At 71.8% G+C, this 18,228-nt stretch carries 18 protein-coding genes; 11 read left to right on the forward strand and 7 right to left on the reverse strand.

The features are described from left to right. Positions 1-7: 7 nt before the first annotated feature. On the forward strand, positions 8-643 hold the full coding sequence (locus tag ACQSSQ_RS14095; protein ID WP_431327706.1) for a maleylpyruvate isomerase N-terminal domain-containing protein: 636 nt from the start codon (positions 8-10) through the stop codon (positions 641-643). Between the two features lie 131 nt (positions 644-774). On the opposite strand, the gene ACQSSQ_RS14100 is transcribed toward ACQSSQ_RS14095, so the two are convergent. Then, the gene (locus tag ACQSSQ_RS14100) at positions 775-1,362 is read right to left on the reverse strand and encodes a TetR/AcrR family transcriptional regulator (RefSeq protein ID WP_431327707.1); all 588 of its coding nucleotides are present in this window, start codon (positions 1,360-1,362) and stop codon (positions 775-777) included. Between the two features lie 70 nt (positions 1,363-1,432). Between ACQSSQ_RS14100 and ACQSSQ_RS14105 the strand changes: the two genes are divergently transcribed. The 5 genes from ACQSSQ_RS14105 (at position 1,433) to ACQSSQ_RS14125 (ending at position 6,417) form a co-directional block, all read left to right on the forward strand. Further along, the gene (locus tag ACQSSQ_RS14105; RefSeq protein WP_431327708.1) at positions 1,433-2,938 is read left to right on the forward strand and encodes a flavin-containing monooxygenase; all 1,506 of its coding nucleotides are present in this window, start codon (positions 1,433-1,435) and stop codon (positions 2,936-2,938) included. Further along, on the forward strand, positions 2,935-4,224 hold the full coding sequence (locus tag ACQSSQ_RS14110; protein WP_431327709.1) for a cytochrome P450: 1,290 nt from the start codon (positions 2,935-2,937) through the stop codon (positions 4,222-4,224). Before ACQSSQ_RS14105 ends, ACQSSQ_RS14110 begins: the two co-directional genes overlap by 4 nt. A gap of 50 nt (positions 4,225-4,274) precedes the next feature. Further along, a complete protein-coding gene (locus tag ACQSSQ_RS14115; RefSeq protein ID WP_431327710.1) occupies positions 4,275-5,243 on the forward strand; it encodes an NADPH:quinone oxidoreductase family protein in 969 nt (322 codons plus the stop codon). A gap of 98 nt (positions 5,244-5,341) precedes the next feature. Then, entirely contained in the window at positions 5,342-5,902 is a 561-nt protein-coding gene (locus tag ACQSSQ_RS14120; protein ID WP_431327711.1) for a phage tail protein, read from the forward strand. Positions 5,903-5,982: 80 nt separating this feature from the next. Then, positions 5,983-6,417 carry a VOC family protein gene (locus ACQSSQ_RS14125; protein WP_431327712.1) on the forward strand — a complete coding sequence of 145 codons (435 nt, stop codon included), beginning with the start codon at positions 5,983-5,985 and terminating at the stop codon, positions 6,415-6,417. A gap of 132 nt (positions 6,418-6,549) precedes the next feature. Here the strand turns inward: ACQSSQ_RS14125 and ACQSSQ_RS14130 are convergent, their stop codons facing one another. After that, a complete protein-coding gene (locus ACQSSQ_RS14130; RefSeq protein ID WP_431327713.1) occupies positions 6,550-8,079 on the reverse strand; it encodes an amino acid permease in 1,530 nt (509 codons plus the stop codon). A 174-nt stretch (positions 8,080-8,253) separates the two neighbouring features. On the opposite strand from ACQSSQ_RS14130, the gene ACQSSQ_RS14135 reads away from it, so the two are divergent. Genes ACQSSQ_RS14135 through ACQSSQ_RS14155 form a run of 5 tightly spaced genes read left to right on the forward strand, consistent with a single transcriptional unit; the run spans position 8,254 to position 13,263 of the window. Then, complete coding sequence (locus ACQSSQ_RS14135) at positions 8,254-9,621, forward strand: glutamine synthetase family protein (protein ID WP_431327714.1); 1,368 nt, start codon at positions 8,254-8,256, stop codon at positions 9,619-9,621. A 10-nt stretch (positions 9,622-9,631) separates the two neighbouring features. After that, positions 9,632-10,339, forward strand: a complete 708-nt coding sequence (locus ACQSSQ_RS14140) for a gamma-glutamyl-gamma-aminobutyrate hydrolase family protein (RefSeq protein ID WP_431327715.1) — start codon at positions 9,632-9,634, stop codon at positions 10,337-10,339. Further along, positions 10,336-11,724 carry an aldehyde dehydrogenase family protein gene (locus tag ACQSSQ_RS14145; protein ID WP_431327716.1) on the forward strand — a complete coding sequence of 463 codons (1,389 nt, stop codon included), beginning with the start codon at positions 10,336-10,338 and terminating at the stop codon, positions 11,722-11,724. The genes ACQSSQ_RS14140 and ACQSSQ_RS14145 overlap by 4 nt, the downstream gene beginning before the upstream one ends. After that, positions 11,721-12,503 (forward strand): 3-oxoacyl-ACP reductase, encoded by a 783-nt coding sequence (locus ACQSSQ_RS14150; protein ID WP_431327717.1) that lies wholly within the window; start codon positions 11,721-11,723, stop codon positions 12,501-12,503. The genes ACQSSQ_RS14145 and ACQSSQ_RS14150 overlap by 4 nt, the downstream gene beginning before the upstream one ends. 22 nt (positions 12,504-12,525) lie before the next feature. Next, on the forward strand, positions 12,526-13,263 hold the full coding sequence (locus ACQSSQ_RS14155) for a FadR/GntR family transcriptional regulator (protein ID WP_431327718.1): 738 nt from the start codon (positions 12,526-12,528) through the stop codon (positions 13,261-13,263). Here the strand turns inward: ACQSSQ_RS14155 and ACQSSQ_RS14160 are convergent. From ACQSSQ_RS14160 to ACQSSQ_RS14180, 5 genes are read right to left on the reverse strand one after another with little or no spacing between them, the layout of a single operon-like run. Further along, on the reverse strand, positions 13,256-13,864 hold the full coding sequence (locus tag ACQSSQ_RS14160; protein WP_431327719.1) for an antibiotic biosynthesis monooxygenase: 609 nt from the start codon (positions 13,862-13,864) through the stop codon (positions 13,256-13,258). The two genes, ACQSSQ_RS14155 and ACQSSQ_RS14160, sit on opposite strands and share 8 nt — an antisense overlap. Then, a complete protein-coding gene (locus ACQSSQ_RS14165) occupies positions 13,861-14,745 on the reverse strand; it encodes an ECF transporter S component (protein WP_431327720.1) in 885 nt (294 codons plus the stop codon). The genes ACQSSQ_RS14160 and ACQSSQ_RS14165 overlap by 4 nt, the downstream gene beginning before the upstream one ends. Beyond that, positions 14,742-16,403: an ABC transporter ATP-binding protein gene (locus tag ACQSSQ_RS14170; RefSeq protein ID WP_431327721.1), complete on the reverse strand. Its 1,662-nt coding sequence runs from the start codon at positions 16,401-16,403 to the stop codon at positions 14,742-14,744. The genes ACQSSQ_RS14165 and ACQSSQ_RS14170 overlap by 4 nt, the downstream gene beginning before the upstream one ends. Further along, positions 16,400-17,482, reverse strand: coding sequence for an energy-coupling factor transporter transmembrane component T (locus ACQSSQ_RS14175; protein WP_431327722.1), 1,083 nt, complete (start codon positions 17,480-17,482; stop codon positions 16,400-16,402). The genes ACQSSQ_RS14170 and ACQSSQ_RS14175 overlap by 4 nt, the downstream gene beginning before the upstream one ends. 3 nt (positions 17,483-17,485) lie before the next feature. Beyond that, positions 17,486-18,154: a hypothetical protein gene (locus ACQSSQ_RS14180; protein WP_431327723.1), complete on the reverse strand. Its 669-nt coding sequence runs from the start codon at positions 18,152-18,154 to the stop codon at positions 17,486-17,488. Between the last annotated feature and the right edge of the window lie 74 nt (positions 18,155-18,228).

Below are 18,228 nucleotides of genomic sequence, written 5' to 3' on the forward strand. Positions count from 1 at the left end.
GCGTGGCATGGAATCGCGAGACGACGCCTTCGTGACGGCAGCACACATCTCCCTCGGGCTGGTCACGCGCCAGGAGGTCGCCGACCGGTGGGACGAGCCGAGCGCGCTGCCCGAGATGACGGTCGGCATGCTGGCCTGCCACCTCGGCCGGCAGACCGTCCGCGCCCACGAGCTGATCCCGGTCGCCGCGACCGGTACGCCGCTGGCGAGCGCCATCGAGCACTACCGGCGTGCGGCGTGGGTGACGACGGACGACCTCACCGACCCGGTGAACGACCGCACGAACGATGCCGAGGAGGCGGCGCTCGGCTTCGAGGCGCTGCGGGCGACGTGCACCGAGGCGCTCAGCGCGGTCCAGGCCGACCTCGCGTCCGGGGAGGTTGCCGACGTGGTCGCGATCCCGTGGCAGGGCTGGAGCCTGCGGCGCCCCGACTTCCTGCTCACGCGTCTGGTCGAGATCGTGGTGCACTGCGACGACCTGGCGCGCAGCGTCGACGTCGGCACGCCGGAGTTCCCCGACGAGGTCTACCTGCCGGTGCTTCAGCTCCTGGCGCAGCTCGCGACGGAGCGGCACGGGCAGGCCGCGATGACGAGCGCGCTGAGCCGGCGGGAGCGGATGCCGGAGACGATCAGCGCGTTCTGAGGGCCGCGCCCGGTCGTCGTGCGGTCGATCGGTGCCGCCCGGAATCACCTCCGCCGCACGCGTTGGTTGCTCAGTGGTCACGCGACGGCGCGCGGTGACCACTCACGCACCAACGCGTGGGGTGGGGATGGCTAGGCCGGGGGCAGCAGCAGCGACCGGATGGTCGCGGTGAACGCGTGCACGTCGAGCCCGGGGTCGAGCGAGCGCTGCGCCCCCATGCCGATCCCGAGGCTCAGCAGCGCCAGCGCGACCTGCTCCGCCGAGAGCGCGAGCCGCATGCCGGTGCGTCCCTGGATCTCGACCAGCATCGCGGCGATCGCGGCACGGATCTGCCGGTGCCGGGCGGCGAGCTCCGTCGCGACGAACGGGCTGGTGCGCACCACGGCGGCGAACTCGACCTCGAGCGCCGTCCAGCGCGGTTGTCCGAGCCGCACCTTGAGCCACCCCTCGAACGCGTTGAGGGCGTCCTCGTACGTCGTCGCGACGCTCAGCGCCTCCACGACCTCGGCCACCATCTCGCGGTGGATCTCGTCGAGGACGGCGAGCCCGAGCTCCTCCTTGCTCTTGAAGTTGGAGTAGACGGCGCCCTTGGAGAAGCCCGCCTCGAGGGCGACGCGGTCGAGGCTCGTCGCGGCGTAGCCGTCGTCGAGGAAGAGCGACCGCGCGGTGACGATCAACGCCTCCCGCGTCTGTGCCTGACGTTGCGCCCGTGTGGACATCGACCCTCCTACCGACCAATATGACATCACGAGTGTTGCATTCCACTCGGATACCGTTAGTATCTGAGTCGTGATTACCCAAGATATCGTCATCGTCGGCACCGGGTTCTCCGGCATGGGCATGGCCATGAAGCTCGAGGAGGCCGGTCGCGACGACTTCGTGATCCTCGAGAAGGCCGACGAGGTCGGGGGGACCTGGCGCGACAACACCTACCCCGGGTGCGCGTGCGACGTGCCGAGCCACATGTACTCGTTCTCGTACGAGCTCAACCCGCGCTGGTCGACGTCCTTCTCCGGCCAGGCCGAGATCTGGGACTACATGCGCCGGGTCGCCGACGAGCGCGGCATCCGCAAGCGCATCCACTTCGGCAAGGAGGTCGTCGGCGCGCACTGGGACGACGACCGGCGCCGCTGGGAGGTCCGCACGTCCGACGGCGACGTGTACGACGCGCGCGTGCTCGTCTCCGGCATGGGCGGCCTGCACATCCCCAACGTCCCGCACATCGAGGGCGCGGAGACCTTCGCCGGTCCCCGCTTCCACTCCGCCGAGTGGGACCACGACGTCGACCTCACGGGCAAGCGCGTCGCGGTCATCGGGACCGGCGCCAGCGCGATCCAGTTCGTGCCGATCATCGCCGAGCAGGCCGCGCACCTCACCCTGTTCCAGCGCACGCCCCCGTGGGTCCTGCCCAAGCGCGACAACCGGATCAGCCCACGCAAGCAGGCGATCCTCGAGAAGGTGCCGGGAGCCAACCGCGCCTACCGCGACGCGCTCTACTGGGCGCTGGAGTCGCGCGCGATCACGTTCAACGGCCACGTGCCGGCGTTCCTGAAGATCGCCGAGAAGGTCGTCCACGCGCACATCGCGCGCCAGGTCGAGGACCCGGCGACCCGCGAGAAGCTGACGCCCGACTACCGGCTCGGCTGCAAGCGCGTGCTCCAGTCCAACGACTACTACCGCACGTTCAACCGCGACGACGTCACGCTCGAGACGACGGGCGTGGCCCGCATCGTCCCCGAGGGCGTGGTCGACGCGGACGGCACGCTCCACGAGGCCGACGTCATCATCTACGGCACCGGCTTCCACGTCACCGACGCGTTCGACCACCTCAACATCACCGGTCGCGGTGGGGCGCAGCTGGCCGAGCAGTTCCAGCAGGGCGGCGTGGAGACCTACCTCGGGATCAACGTCGCCAACTTCCCCAACCTCTTCCTCATGCTCGGTCCCAACACCGCCCTCGGCCACAACTCGGTGGTGTTCATGATCGAGCAGCAGGCGAAGTACATCGTGCGCTCGCTCGCCGAGATGGACCGCCTGCGCGCCGACGTCATGGAGCCCACGTGGCTCGCCCAGGACGCGTACAACGCCGACATCCAGGCGCGGGTCAAGAAGGGCATCTGGACCCAGGGCGGCTGCACCTCGTGGTACCTCGACTCCCAGGGCAACAACCGCACGATCTGGCCGAAGTTCACCTTCCAGTACTGGTGGGACACCCGTAAGGTCCGGGAGCAGGACTACGTGTTCCAGCGCGCCCGGCGCGACCAGGTCCAGCATGAGGAGACGATCCCGGCATGAGCCTCCCTCCCGGTCCTCGCTGGCCCGCCTCCGTGCAGACGGTCGCGTTCCTCGCGTTCCGGGAGCCGTTCACGCGCATGCTCGTACGCCGCTACGGCGCGGCGTACACGATCCGCATCCACCCGGGGCCGCGCACGATCGCCACGATCAGCGCACCAGAGCAGATCAGGCAGGTCTTCGCCGGGGACCCGCGCGACTTCCACGCCGGCGAGGGCAACCAGGTCCTGCGCCCGGTGATGGGCGACCACTCGGTCCTCCTCACCGACGAGGCCGAGCACCTGCGCGCCCGCAAGCTGCTCATGCCCGCGTTCAACGGAGCCTCGCTGCGGAGCTACCGCGGGCTCGTCGAGACCCTGGCGAAGGCCGAGGTCGACCGGTGGCACGACGGGCAGCGCCTGGTCACCCACGACCGGATGAACGCGCTCACCCTCGAGGTGATCCTGCAGGTCGTCTTCGGCGTGACCGACGAGCGGACGCTCGGCGCGCTGCGGCCGCGGATCCGCCGGATGGTCGAGATCGACCCGGTCATGTTCGTCGGCTGGATCTTCCCGAGGCTTCGGTCGTACGGGCGGTGGCGACGCTACTTCGACAACCAGGCCGAGGTGGACCGCCTGCTGTACGCCGAGATCACCGCACGCCGCCAGGTCTCGGACCTCGACACCCGGACCGACGTCCTGTCGCGCCTGCTGCAGGCCGGCGGCGACGGCGACCTGCCGCCGCTGACCGACGAGGAGCTCCGCGACCAGCTCGTCACGCTGCTGCTCGCCGGTCACGAGACCACGGCGTCGGCGCTGTCGTGGACGCTGCACGAGCTCGGCGCGAACCCCGACGTCCAGGAGGAGGCGCTGCGGGCCGCCGACACCGGGGACGACGCGTTCGTCGAGGCCTGCCTCAAGGAGGGGATGCGACGGCACCCGGTGATCGACTCGGTCGTCCGCCGCCTCACCACGCCGCAGCGGGTCGGGCCGTGGGACCTTCCCGCCGGCACGGTGGTCTCGCCCTCGATCGCAGGGGCCCACTTCACCTACGCGAACTTCCCGGAGCCGGCGCGCTTCCGGCCCCGCCGCTTCCTCGACGACGACATCGCCCCGAACACGTGGCTGCCGTTCGGCGGCGGCGTACGACGCTGCATCGGCGCGGGCTTCTCGCTGATGGAAGGAACGGCGGTGCTCAAGGAGATCCTGACCCGCTACCGCGTGAGCGTCGACGCCGAAGAGGTCTCCACGCTGCGCAACATCACCCACGTGCCGAAGCACAAGGCCGTGGTCACGCTGCACTCGCGGTGACGCGCCGCACTCCCGGTGACGCTAAGCGACCGCTTAGGTAGGCTCCGGTCATGCGTGCAGTGCAGATCACATCGCTCGACGGTCCGTCCGCGGTCGAGGTCGTCGAGATCGACGCCCCGGAGCCGGGTCCCGACCAGGTCCTCATCGACGTGAAGGCGGCCGGCGTCGCCTTCCCGGAGGTCCTCCAGAGCCGCGGCCAGTACCAGATGAAGCCGCCGCTCCCCTTCCTCCCCGGAGCCGAGGTCGCCGGCGAGGTCGTCTCGGCGCCCTCCGGGTCGGGCCTGTCCACCGGCGACCGCGTCACGGCGCTCACGATGCTCGGCGGGTTTGCCGAGCGGGCTGTCGCCGACGCGGACCTGACCTTCCACCTCCCCGACAACGTCTCGTACGAGCAGGGGGCCGGCCTGCCGTTCAACTACCTCACCGCGCACTTCGGGCTGCTCAAGCGCGGCCACCTCCGCAACGGCGAGTCCGTGCTCGTCCAGGGCGCTGCCGGCGGCGTCGGCACCGCGTCGATCCAGGTCGCCAAGGCCTTCGGGGCCGGCCAGGTCATCGCCGTCGTCTCCACCGACGCCAAGGGCGAGGTCGCCGTGGCCGCGGGCGCGGACGCGTACGTGCTCGCCGACGGGTTCAAGGACGCGGTGAAGGACCTCACCGGGGGCCACGGCGTCGACATCGTCGTCGACCCGGTCGGCGGTGACCGCTTCACCGACTCGCTGCGCAGCCTCAAGGACGACGGCCGCCTGCTCGTCATCGGCTTCACCGCCGGCACGATCCCCGAGGTGAAGGTGAACCGCCTCCTCCTCAACAACCTCGACGTCCGCGGCGTCGGCTGGGGCGCGTACGTGATGAAGCGGCCGGGCTACGTCGCGTCGCAGTGGCAGGAGCTCGTCGCGCACCTCGAGGCGGGCGAGCTGATCCCGCCGATCGGCGGCACCTTCCCGCTGGAGGACGCCGCGCGCGCGCTCGAGGTGATCGACGGCCGCGAGGCGCTCGGCAAGGTCGTGCTCGTCCCCTGACCGCGGCGGAGTGACAACGCGCCCCTGCACCGACCCTCACCTCCTCCACACTCCTGACTGCGGCGTCCGTCCGTGGCGCTGCAGACAGGAGTGGTGAGATGCGCAGAGCATCGGTCGTAGCGGCGGCGCTCGGGGCGGGAGGTCTCGTGCTCGGCGGGGTCGTGGTCGCAGACGCGGCCACGACGACGAGCGCGGTGAAGGTGTGCACGACGAAGAAGAACGTGGTCGTCAGCGCGACCAAGGCCGGTCGGTGCGCGAAGGGCCTGAAGAAGGTCACGATCAGCACCCGCGGACCGGTCGGACCGCGTGGCGCGACCGGCGCCCGCGGTCCTGCCGGGCCTGCAGGTCCCGTGGGTCCCGTGGGCCCCGCAGGCACGACCGCGTTCGGCACCGGGACCGGGACCTTCGCGGCGGGCACCGGCACGAACTGCGTCATCGGCGAGGTCCGCCTCTTCGCCGGCTCGGTCGGCACGGGCATCCCGGCGAAGGGCCAGATCCTCCCCATCGCCTCGAACACGGCGCTCTTCAGCCTGCTCGGGACGATGTACGGCGGCAACGGCCAGACGACGTTCGCGCTCCCCGACCTGCGGGCCGCCGCGCCGAACGGCACGACGTACTTCATCTGCGTCGACGGGATCTATCCCTCCCGGCTCGACTGAGCGATGAGTTCCTCGCCGGCGGCGGGTCTGGTGGGTGAGAGTTCGAGAGCCGGACTCCACCCCCTTCAGAGGAGACCGTCATGGCCCGCATGCTCTTCCCGAACCTCGCCGTCTCGGACGTGGCGGCAACCAAGTCCTTCTTCGCCGGCCTCGGATTCACCTTCAACGAGGTGTTCTCCGACGAGGACACCGTCTGCATGGAGATCAGCCCGACGACGTACGTGATGATGATGCACCGGCCGAAGTTCCAGGACTTCATCGAGGACGCGATCACCGACACCTCCAAGGAGCGCGAGGTGCTGCTCGCTCTCTCGGCCGTCTCGCGCGAGGAGGTCGACGAGCTGGTCGACAAGGCGGTCGCGCTCGGCGGTCACGAGTGGCGCGAGGGCAAGGGCGAGGACAACGAGGTCATGTACGGCCGCGCGTTCCGCGACCTCGACGACCACGTCTGGGAGGTCATGTGGATGGACGTCGAGGCCGCCACGGGCGGGGCGCAGCAGGCGCCCGAGCTCTGACCCGTACGACGCTGCGCATCGACGAGGCATCCCGACCGGTATCCGGTCGGGATGCCTCGTCCTTCCTGGAGGGGAAGGGGGTGCGCCGCGCCGAATCCCCCCGTGGCTCGGCGAGACGCACCCCAGCTCCGGTCAGTCGGTGTGGCCCTTGAGGATCTCGTCCTCGATCGTGCCGCCGAGCCCCTCCTTCTCGGGGTCGTACCCGTGCAGGCCGCCCGTCACCGCGTACTCCTCCTCCGGCGACAGCACCAGGCGGTGGCGTCCCCAGAACGCGAAGAGCAGCAGCATCACGACGTAGATGACGACGATCGCGACCACGGCCGGCCGGTACGTCTCGTTGATCAGGACGCCGATGAAGGTGACCGCGGCGATCAGGCCCGCGACCACCGCACCGGCGATGCCGACCGGGCTGACGTACGGCCGGACCGCGTTGGGGAACTTCCGCCGCAGCAGCACGAAGGCGACCATCTGGAGGAAGTACGCGAGGACCGCGCCCCACACCGCGATGTTGAGCACGATGTCGCCGGCCGCCGAGCCGACCCAGTCCACGATGAGCAGGGCGACCAGACCGATCACCGCTCCCGCGACCAACGCCACCCACGGCGTCTGCCGCGCGCCGGTGAGCGAGAGGAACTTCGGGTAGTAGCCGGCCCGCGACAGCGAGTACATGTTGCGGCCGTAGGCGAACATGATGCCCTGGAGGCTGGCGAGCAGGCCGATCAGCGCGAACGCCGACAGGAGCGCGGCGAGGTCGGCCGACAGGAAGGCACGGAAGCCGTCGAGCAGCGGCTCGCCGGAGACCCGGATCTCCTCCGACCCCGTGACCGCCGGGTTGAGGAACAGCACGAGGGCGGCGGTGGCGACCAGCGTGAGCAGACCGCCGATGCCGGCACGCGGGATGTCCTTCTGCGGCTCGTGCGCCTCCTCCGCCGCGAGCGGGAGCTCCTCGATCCCGAGGAAGAACCACATCGCGAACGGCAGCGCGTACAGGACGCCCTCCCAGCCGAACGGCAGGAAGTCGGAGTTGCCCGGGTCGGGCTCGATGTTCATCAGGTTGTCGAAGTCGACCGCGCCGTTGGCGAAGGCGAGGATCGCGAAGAGGACCAGCACGCCGATGGAGATGACCGAGACGACGATCGCGAACTTGAACGAGATCTCCGCCCCGAGCGCGTTGAGCCCGACGAACACCGCGTACAGCACGACCCACCAGATCCACATGTTGTCGCTGAGGTCGAGCCCGATGAGCTCGTCGGTGATCGAGTTGGCGTAGACGGCGGAGAACAGCACGATCACGCCGGTGGTGAAGACGTACTCGATGGTCTCCGCGAGACCGGTGACGAACCCGCCCCACGGTCCCATCGCCGCCCGGGAGAACGAGTAGGCACCGCCGGTGTGCGGCATCGCGGCGGACATCTCGCCGATCGAGAACAGCATCCCGAAGTACATGACGACGATGACGATGCTGGCGACGAGCAGGCCGCCCCAGCCGGCCATGTCGAGGCCGAAGTTCCAGCCGGAGAAGTCACCGGAGATGACGGCGCCCACCCCGATGCCCCAGAGCCCCCAGAAGCCGGCGGCGCGACGCAGCTGGCGTTTCTCGAAGTAGCCCTCCTGGGCGGCGGAGTAGGTCGCCCCAGACGCGTTCAGCTTGTCAGTGGACATCTCGTCTCTCCCGTCGGCCGCGCTTGGACCGAGAGTAGACCGTGCAATGGTGGCTTGGACATACCTTTGACTCGTCAATGTCGCGCGCTCGTCGCCCTGGATTCAGCAGATACCGGGTCCCAATGGTCGGGCGGGCGTGGTTCACTGGGAGACACTGCGGCCGAGGAGGACACCATGACCGTCACGTCGGGAAACCTGACGCTCGACGAGCTGCGCGACGACGTCCACACGGGCGACATCGACACCGTGATCGTGGCGTTCGCCGACATGCAGGGCCGGCTCACCGGCAAGCGCGTCTCGGCACGGCTCTTCCTCGACGAGGTGGCCGAGCACGGCGCGGAGTGCTGCAACTACCTGCTCGCGGTCGACGTCGACATGAACACCGTCGACGGCTACGCGATGTCGAGCTGGGAGACCGGCTACGGCGACATGGTGATGCGACCGGACTTCTCCACCCTGCGCCGGATCCCCTGGCTGAACGCCACCGCCCTCGTCGTCGCCGACCTCGAGGACCACCACGGCGCCCCGGTCGCCGCCGCGCCGCGCACGATCCTGCAGCGCCAGGTCGAGCGTCTCGCGGAGCGCGGGCTCGTCCCGTACGCGGGCACCGAGCTCGAGTTCATGGTGTTCGACACCGGCTACCGCGAGGCGTGGGCCAAGGGCTACCGCGACCTGACACCGGCCACGGACTACAACGTCGACTACGCGATGCTCGCCTCCACCCGCATGGAGCCGCTGCTGCACGACATCCGTCGCGGCATGGAGGGCGCCGGGATGTACTGCGAGGGCGTCAAGGGCGAGTGCAACCTCGGCCAGCAGGAGATCGCGTTCCGCTACGCCCACGCGCTCGCGACCTGCGACAACCACACGATCTACAAGAACGGCGCGAAGGAGATCGCCGACCGCCACGGCAAGAGCCTGACGTTCATGGCGAAGTTCGACGAGCGCGAGGGCAACTCGTGCCACGTGCACCTCTCGCTGCGCGGCGAGGACGGGACCGCGGTGTTCGCCGACGACGAGGGCCCGCACGAGATGTCGCCGATGTTCCGGCACTTCGTCGCCGGCCAGCTCGCGACGATGCGCGAGCTCACGCTGTTCTACGCCCCGCACATCAACTCCTACAAGCGCTTCGCGGAGGGCAGCTTCGCGCCCACCGCCGTGGCCTGGGGTCTCGACAACCGCACCTGCTCGCTGCGCGTCGTCGGCCACGGCCTCGGGATGCGGATGGAGTGCCGGGCCCCCGGCGGCGACGTCAACCCCTACCTCGCCGTCGCGGCGCTGATCGCGGGCGGCCTGCACGGCATCGACGCCGAGCTCGAGCTCGACGCCCCCCTGGAGGGCAACGCCTACACCAGCGACGCCGAGCACCTGCCCACCACGCTCCGCGAGGCGGCCGCGCTGTTCGCGGAGTCCAAGGTGGCCCGCGAGGCGTTCGGCGACGACGTCGTGGCGCACTACCTCAACAACGCGCGCGTCGAGCAGACGACGTTCGACGCGGCGGTCACCGACTGGGAGAGGGTTCGTGGCTTTGAGCGGCTCTGACAGGCGGCCCGTGATCGGGCTGACGACCTACCTCGAGCAGTCGGTCACCGGGGTGTGGGACGTCCAGGCGTCGTTCCTCCCCCGCATCTACCTCGACGGCGTCACCCGCGCCGGCGGCGTGGTCATCCTGCTCCCGCCGCAGCCGGCCGACGGAGCGGACCGCGTGCTCGACGGCCTCGACGGGCTCGTCCTCACCGGCGGCAAGGACGTCGACCCCGCGTCGTACGGGCAGGAGCCGCACCCGCTGACCGACGACCCGCGCCGGGACCGGGACGCCTGGGAGCGGGCGCTGGTGGACGGTGCGCTGGCCCGCGAGCTGCCCGTGCTCGGGATCTGCCGCGGTGCGCAGGTGCTCAACGTCGCGCTCGGCGGCACGCTGCACCAGCACGTCCCCGACGTGGTCGGGCACCCGCGCCACCAGCTCGGCGACGCGGTGTTCTCGACGACGACCGCGCACGTCGTCCCCGGCACGCGACTGGCCGGGATCGTCGGCGACGCCGTCGACGGCCAGTGCTACCACCATCAGGGGCTCGACCGGCTCGGTGACGGCCTCGTCGTGAGCGCCCGGGCCGACGACGGCACGGTGGAGGCCGTCGAGATGCCGGCGGCACCCTTCGTCGTCGCGGTGCAGTGGCACCCCGAGGAGACGCTCGACGACCTCCGCCTCTTCGCCGCGCTGGTCGCCGCGGCCCACGACCGCCAGGAGCTCTCCGTATGACCACGACCGACCTCCACAACCCCGCCGACGGCTCGCACCTCGCGACGATCGCGCTGCTCGACGCCGAGGCCGTCGACGACGCCGTCGACCGGGCTCGTACGGCGCAGCGGGCGTGGGCACGTCTCGCCCCCGTCGCGCGGGGCGAGGGTCTGCGCGCGTTCGCCACCGTCGTACGCGCCCACGTCGAGGAGCTCGCCGCGCTCGAGGTCGCCAACAGCGGGCACCCGGTCGGACAGGCGCGGTGGGAGGCCGGCCACGTCGCGGACGTCCTGACCTACTACGCCGCGGCGCCCGAGCGGCTCTTCGGACGTCAGATCCCGGTCGCGGGCGGCCTCGACATGACCTTCGCCGAGCCGATCGGCGTCGTCGGCGTGATCACCCCGTGGAACTTCCCGATGACGATCGCCTCGTGGGGATTCGCACCCGCGCTCGCGGCCGGCAACGCCGTCCTCCTCAAGCCCGCGGAGTGGACCCCGCTCACGACGATCCGCCTCGGCGAGCTGGCTGCGGAGGCAGGCCTGCCCGACGGGCTGCTGCAGGTGCTCCCGGGCAAGGGGTCGGTGGTCGGCGAGCGCATGGTCACCCACCCGGGCGTCGGCAAGGTCGTGTTCACGGGGTCGACCGAGACCGGGGCCCGCGTGATGGCGGCGGCCGCCCCGACCGTCACCAACGTGACCCTCGAGCTCGGCGGCAAGAGCGCCAACGTCGTCTTCGCCGACTCCGACCTCGAGCGGGCCGCGGCCACCGCGCCGTACGGCGTGTTCGACAACGCGGGCCAGGACTGCTGCGCCCGAAGCCGCATCCTGGTCGAGGAGTCGGCGTACGAGCGGTTCATGGAGCTGCTCGAGCCGGCGGTCGCGGGGGTCCGGGTCGGCGATCCTGCCGACGACGCGACCGAGATGGGGCCGCTCGTCTCGCGTCCGCACTGGGAGAAGGTCGCCTCGTACGTCCCCGACGACGCGCCGGTGGCGTTCCGCGGCGCGGCCCCTGACGGTCCCGGCAACTGGTTCCCGCCGACGGTGCTGACCCCGTCCTCGCGCACCGACCGCGCCGTCGTGGAGGAGATCTTCGGGCCTGTCGTGACGGTGCAGCGCTTCCGCGACGAGGCGGACGCGATCGCGCTCGCCAACGCCACCGCGTACGGGCTGTCCGGCTCGATCTGGACCCGCGACCTCTCCCGGGCGCTGCGGGTCGCGCGCGCTGTCGAGGCCGGCAACCTGTCGGTCAACTCGCACTCGTCGGTGCGCTACGCCACCCCGTTCGGAGGGTTCAAGCAGTCCGGCATCGGGCGCGAGCTCGGCCCCGACGCACCGTTCGCCTTCACCGAGACCAAGAACGTCTTCGTGCACGTCGACGAGGACCCAGCACCAGAGGAGTCCGCATGAAGCCCGTCGACCTGACCCAGCGCCTGGGCGGCCGCGTCGCCGTCGTCACCGGCGGTGCGAGCGGCATCGGGCTCGCGGCCGCGACCCGGATGGCCGCCGAGGGCGCGAAGATCGTCGTCGGCGACGTCGACCAGAGCGCGGGCAAGGAGGCGGCCGAGACCGTCGGGGGACTCTTCGTCCCGGTCGACGTCGCCGACGAGGCCCAGGTGGACGCGCTGTTCGACGCGGCGGCCGACGCGTACGGGGCGGTCGACATCGCCTTCAACAACGCCGGCATCTCGCCCCCGGAGGACGACCTGATCGAGGTCACGGGACTCGAGGCCTGGCAGCGCGTCCAGGACGTGAACCTCACGTCGGTCTACTTCTCGTGCCGGGCCGCGCTGCGCCACATGGTGCCGGCCGGGCGCGGCTCGATCATCAACACCGCGTCGTTCGTCGCCGTGATGGGCTCGGCGACGTCCCAGATCTCCTACACCGCCTCCAAGGGCGGCGTGCTGGCGATGTCGCGGGAGCTCGGCGTGCAGTACGCGCGCCAGGGCATCCGCGTCAACGCGCTGTGCCCGGGACCGGTCAACACACCTCTGCTCCAGGAGCTGTTCGCGAAGGACCCGGAGCGGGCCGCGCGCCGGCTCGTGCACGTCCCTGTCGGCCGCTTCGGCGAGCCGGAGGAGATGGCGGCAGCGGTGGCGTTCCTCGCCAGCGACGACGCCTCCTTCATCACCGCGTCGTCGTTCCTGGTCGACGGCGGGATCAGCTCGGCGTACGTCACGCCGCTCTAGGACGGGAGGTAGTCTCACCGCGATGAGCACCGCACCGTCCGACGGGGTCGAGGACGGAGGCGCGGAGGACGCGCTGCTCCGCCCTGTGCGCACCGGCAACGCCTTCGAGGACACCGTCTCGCGACTCCTGCAGACGGTGCGCCTGGGCGTGGTGCCGCCTGGCGGGTCGCTGCCGGCCGAGCGGGAGCTCGCGCTGCGCCTCGGGGTCAGCCGCGACACGGTGCGCGAGGCGATCCGGACGCTGACCGACGCGGGGTTCCTGGTCCGTCGGCGCGGCCGGTACGGCGGCACGTTCGTGGTCGACGAGCTGCCGCCCACCACGCACCACGGTGCGGCCGGTGCAACGGAGATCGACCTCGACGACGTCCTGCGGCTGCGCGAGGTCCTCGAGGTGGGTGCGGTGCGCCTGGCGGCGGGGCGCACGCTCAGCGCCGCCGATCGGGAGGGGCTGTGGTCCCGGCTCCAGGACCTGCGCGGGGCGTCACCGACCGACTACCGACGCCTCGACTCCCGGCTGCACCTCACCCTCGCCGAGCTCGCCGGCTCGCCGTCCCTGCTGCCGCTCGTGGCCGACGTACGGACCAAGATCAACGTCTTCCTCGACGACATCCCGCTCCTTCCCCGCAACATCGCGCACTCCGACGAGCAGCACGAGACGGTCGTCATCGCGGTGCTCGCCGGCGACGCGGACCGGGCTGCAGCGGCGATGGAGGAGCACCTTGCGGGGTCGGCGGCGCTGCTGCGCGGGTTCTTCAGCTAGACCGGGGCCGGCGCCACGGGGCGGGCCTGCCGTGCAGCCACCACTCGAACGACGCGGTGATCCACGGCAGCAGCACGTAGGTCATGATCGGCGTCGCCACGAGCGTGGTGACGAGCGTCCGCAGCACGAGGTGCAGGTCCGGCCACACGAGGTGCAGCAGGGTGCCGAGCAGCAGGGACAGCGGGAAGAACGCCGCCCAGATGAGCGTCGCCTGCTTCCAGCGCGGCGGCGGTGGCGGGAGCGGCCGCAGGTCCTCGACGTCGTACTCCTGCGGCGGGTCGAACCAGCCCTCGATGCCGGTCCGGCGCTCCGAGCGCTGGTCCTCGACGAGGGGTGTCCCCGCCTCGAGCCACCAGCGACGCTGCGGCGACGCCTCCCACCGCGCGAGGCTCTCGGCATCGGCGAAGCGGTACAGCATGTGCCACTCGTCGGACGTCACGCTCGGGCGTACCCATCCGGTGCCGAGGAAGCCCTCGAAGCGCTCGGCGAGGGCGGACCCGGCGTGCACCCACGCGATCACCTGGTCGACCGTGGAGGGGTCGATGCGTCGCGTGATCGCGACCGTGACCGGGGATCCGAGCGTGGAGGTCTGTGCTGTCACTCCGTCGAGCGTACGGGCGCGTCCGCGGGTTCCGGCCCGCTCGTGACCGGCCTCACCGTACGGGTGCCGAACGTGGGCGCCCGTCCGAACGACGCCTTGCGCGCCGCCCTCCGCAGCGTCAGGAGCACCGCCGGTCCGAGGACGACGATCGCGACCGCGTTGGTGATCGCCCGCCCGGTGTCCCACGAGCCGGTCGAGGTGAGCAGCGTGAACCAGAAGAAGCGCTGCAGGTTCTCCGCGAGGGAGGCGCCGGGGACGAACGCGAGCCCCTGCTCGCCGCTCGGGTCCACGCCCGCGAGGAACGGCCAGAACCACAGGTTGAGGAGCGCGCCGTAGAAGTACGCCGAGAACACGCCGTACGCCGCCAGCATCGCGATCTCGCGCCGGCCGGTCACCCGCTTCGGGAGCAGACCCGCTCCCATCCCCAGCCAGGCGGCGCACATCATCTGGAAGGGCAGCCACGGCCCGACCCCGGCGGTGAGCAGCGCCGACGCGAACAACGAGGTGCAGCCGAGGAGGAACCCGAACCCGGCGCCGAACACCCTGCCGGCGAGGATCAGCAGGAAGAAGACCAGGTCCAGCCCGGCCGTCCCTGCACTGAGGGCACGCAGACCGCACTGGATCGCTGACAGGACGCCGAGCATCGCGAGCGCCTTCGCGTCCATCCCGCCCTCGGACAGCTCGGCGAGGACGACGAGGAGGAGCAGCGGGAGGAGGAGCACGAAGTACATCGGGCTCTGGGCGTCCTGCTGACCGGGAGCCGGCTCGAAGAGCAGCGGCCAGCCGAACATCGCGAGACCGGCGACCGACGCCACCACGAGCACCATCACGGAGCGCGGCCGCAGCGCCACCGCCGTCGTCACCCCACCCACCTGGCTCACGGCGCACCCTCCGCCTGGGCGAGCGCCTCGCGGACGTCGCGGAGGGTCAGCCACTCAGGCCCGAGCACCTTCGCCACCTGCGGCGCGAAGGCGGGCGACGTCGCCAGCACCTCGCGTACCGTGCCCTCGGCGATGACCTCGCCCTGCGCCATCACGGCCGCACGGTCGGCGGTCTCGGCCACGAACTCGACGTCGTGCGTCGCGACGAGGACCGCGCCACCCCCACGCGCGAGGTCGCGCAGCATCTCCGCGAGCGCCGCCTTCGCGGTGTAGTCGAGCCCGCGGGTCGGCTCGTCGAGGAGCACCACGCGCGGGGCGGCGGTGAGCTGGACGGCAAGGACGAGCGCGAGCTTCTGCCCCTCGGAGAGGTCGCGCGGGTTCGTCCGGGCGTCGACGGTCCCGGCGAGGCGTTCGAGGATCGCCGCGCACGTCCCGGCGGGCGCGTCGGCCTCGGTGTCGGCGGCAGCGCACTCCGCGTCGACGGACTCGAGGTAGAGCAGGTCGCTCGCGGTCTGCGGGACGAGGCCGACGCGGCGCCGGGCCTCCTTGCGCGGGAGCTTCGCCGGGTCGTCGCCGCTCACGCGGACGTCGCCGCCGTGGCGGTCGCCGGATCCCTGCAGCGCCCACAGCAGGCTCGACTTGCCCGAGCCGTTGCGTCCCATCAGCGCGGTCACGGAGCCTGCGGGGAGATCGAGGTCCACCCCCCGCACCGCGGGCAGCGGGCCGTACCGCACCTCCACCCCGCGGGCGCTCAGCAGCACCGCCCCCGTCCCCGATGTGCGGAGCTGATCAAGGAACTCGGGTGGCGAAACCTCCAGCTCCGCAGATCGTGGGCGGGGCGGTGCGTCGGCGAGGGCCTTGCGGAGGGTGCGGGAGGCGCGGCGGGCCTCGCGGACGGTGAGCGGGAGCGGGTCCCACCCCGCGAAGCGCCCGAGGTCCACGATCGGCGGTGCCACGGGGCTCGTCGCCAGAAGGGCGGCCGGCTCGCCGGCGGACACGGTGCCGTCCGTCCCGACGTAGACGACCAGGTCGGCGAACGGCACCACCCGCTCCAGGCGGTGCTCGGCGAGCACGACCGTGGTCCCGAGGTCGTGGACCAGCCGGGCCAGCGTCGCGAGCACGTCCTCGGCCGACGTCGGGTCCAGCGCGGAGGTGGGCTCGTCGAGCACGAGCACCGGCGGGTGCATCGTGAGCACCGACCCGATCGCGACCCGCTGCTGCTGGCCCCCCGAGAGGGAGCGAAGCGACCGGGCCCGCAGGTCGGCGATACCCAGGAGGTCCAGCGTCTCCTCGACGCGGCGGCGCATCGCCTGCGGGTCGACGCCGAGCTGCTCCATCCCGTACGCGAGCTCCTCCTCGACCGTGTCCGTGACGAAGCCCGCCAGCGGGTCCTGGCCGACCCAGCCGACCGTGGCCGCGAGCTCGCGCGGCGGATGGTCCTGCGTCCGCAGCCCGGCGACGGTGACCGTCCCCTCGAGGTGGCCGCCGGTGAAGTGCGGGACGAGCCCGTTGACGAGACCGAGCAGGCTCGACTTCCCGGCACCGGTCGGTCCCGTCACGACGACCAGCTCGCCCTCGTCGACGTGCAGGTCGACGTCCTGCAGGACCGGTGCCGCGGCGCCGTCGTAGGAGAACGTGACGCCCTCGATCGCGATCACGCCGCCACCCCCTCGCCGGTACGCACGGGGGCGGGCGTCCGCAGCGCGGCGTACGGAGACGTGGGCTCCGGGGTGAGCAGCGCGGGCAGCGCCGCGACGACGAGCCCGGCCAGCGTCACGGCGTCGAGGTCGTAGGAGACGAAGAACGCCGACGCCGCCGCGAGACCGCACAGCGCCGTGAACCACTCCCACCCGAGCCACGGGTCCGGCCGGTAGCGCGTGTGCCCGACCGTCCGTCCGGACAGCCAGAACCCGACGCCGGCGATGCCGAACCCGACCGCGAGCATCGGCGCCGCGAGCAGGCGCGGCGCGGTGAGGTCCGCCGTCGCGTAGACGCCGACGCACACGCCCATCAGACCGAGGAGCAGGAGCGCACCGCTCAGGGTCCGGGTACGGCGGCTCGCGGCGCCCCGTCGCCCGTACCCCCGCGCGTCCATCGACGCCGCGAGCCGCATCGACCGCTCGAGCGCGTCCTCCATCACCGGGATCACGACCGACCGCAGCGCACGGACGCTGCGGCCGGTGTCACCGCGCAGGCGACGCGCCCGGCGGACGCGGCCGATGCTCTCGGCGAGCTGCGGGAACAGCGTCAGCGCGACGACGACCGCCGCCCCAACCTCGTACAGCGCGGGAGGGAGCGACTTCAGCAGGCGGCGCGGGTTCGCCAGTGAGTTGGCGGCGCCGACACAGATGATCAGCGCCGCCAGCTGCAGCCCGACCGCGAACGACCGTTGCAGCGACTCCCACGTCACGGGCCCGAGCAGCCGCACCCCGTCGGCCCACGACGGCAGCGGCACCTGCGGCAGGTCGAGGATCACGGTCCCGGTCGACGCGCCCCCGAGAAGCACGCCGAACAGGAGCCGGATGACGATCACCACGGCACCGAGCCACAGGTAGAGCCGGAACGACATCGCCCACGGCGCGACCGGCCGCCGCGCGACGACGACCAGCGAGGCCACGCCGATCACCAGGCCGAGCAGCACGACGTCGAACGTGCGGCCCGCCGCGACGGCGAGCCCGATCGCCCACACCCACCAGGCCCCGGGGTGCAGGTCGCGCCGGGCGCGGCGCTCGGGCACGGGTCAGGCGTCCTCGCTGCGGCCGCGCCGGAACAGCGTGAACGCGATGCCGACCGCGAGCAGGACCGCGACGCCGATGCCGATCCAGACGATCGACGTGCCGTCGTCCTCCGCGGGCTCGTCGGAGGAGTCCGCCGCGTTGTCCGACGCGTCCGCCGCGGGCGGGTTCGCCGGGTCGAAGTCGGGCATCGGCGAGGAGTCCATGGGCTGGTTGAGCTGGAAGCGCCAGCCCTCGAAGCCGCCCGGCACCACCTTGTTGGTGTCGGCGCCGGTCTGCGCGTACGCCCAGGCGCCGTCGGCAGGTGCGACGTAGTAGGACCAGTACGCGCCGCCGGGCGGGAACTGCTGGCACTTCTCGACGTAGTCGCGGCCGTCGACGTCGAGGGTCTCGTCCTCGGCCGGCTGCCCGTCGATGCGGCAGGTGCCGGTCATCCCGCTGCCGGTGACCGGCGTGACCTCGAAGCCGGCCGCCTCGAGCGCCTGCATGCCGGTCATGCCGTCGGAGTCCTCGGCGCACGCGACCTCGACGTCTCCGCCGAGATCGGTCATGTCGACGACGACGGTCGTGCCGGTGGCGTCGGCGCAGACCCCGTCGGCGGCGTGGGCGGGGGCGGCGGTCAGCGGCAGCGCCGCTCCGACCAGGAGCGCGGCGGCAGCAGCGAGCGTACGCATGGGCGCGTCCTTCCTGCTGCGACGGGCACCGGCCCGTTGTCCTCGGCAGCGTACGGAGGTGGGCTCCGGGGCGC

Source organism: Mumia spirodelae (genome assembly GCF_050632745.1).
In the GTDB taxonomy this organism is placed as follows: domain Bacteria; phylum Actinomycetota; class Actinomycetes; order Propionibacteriales; family Nocardioidaceae; genus Mumia.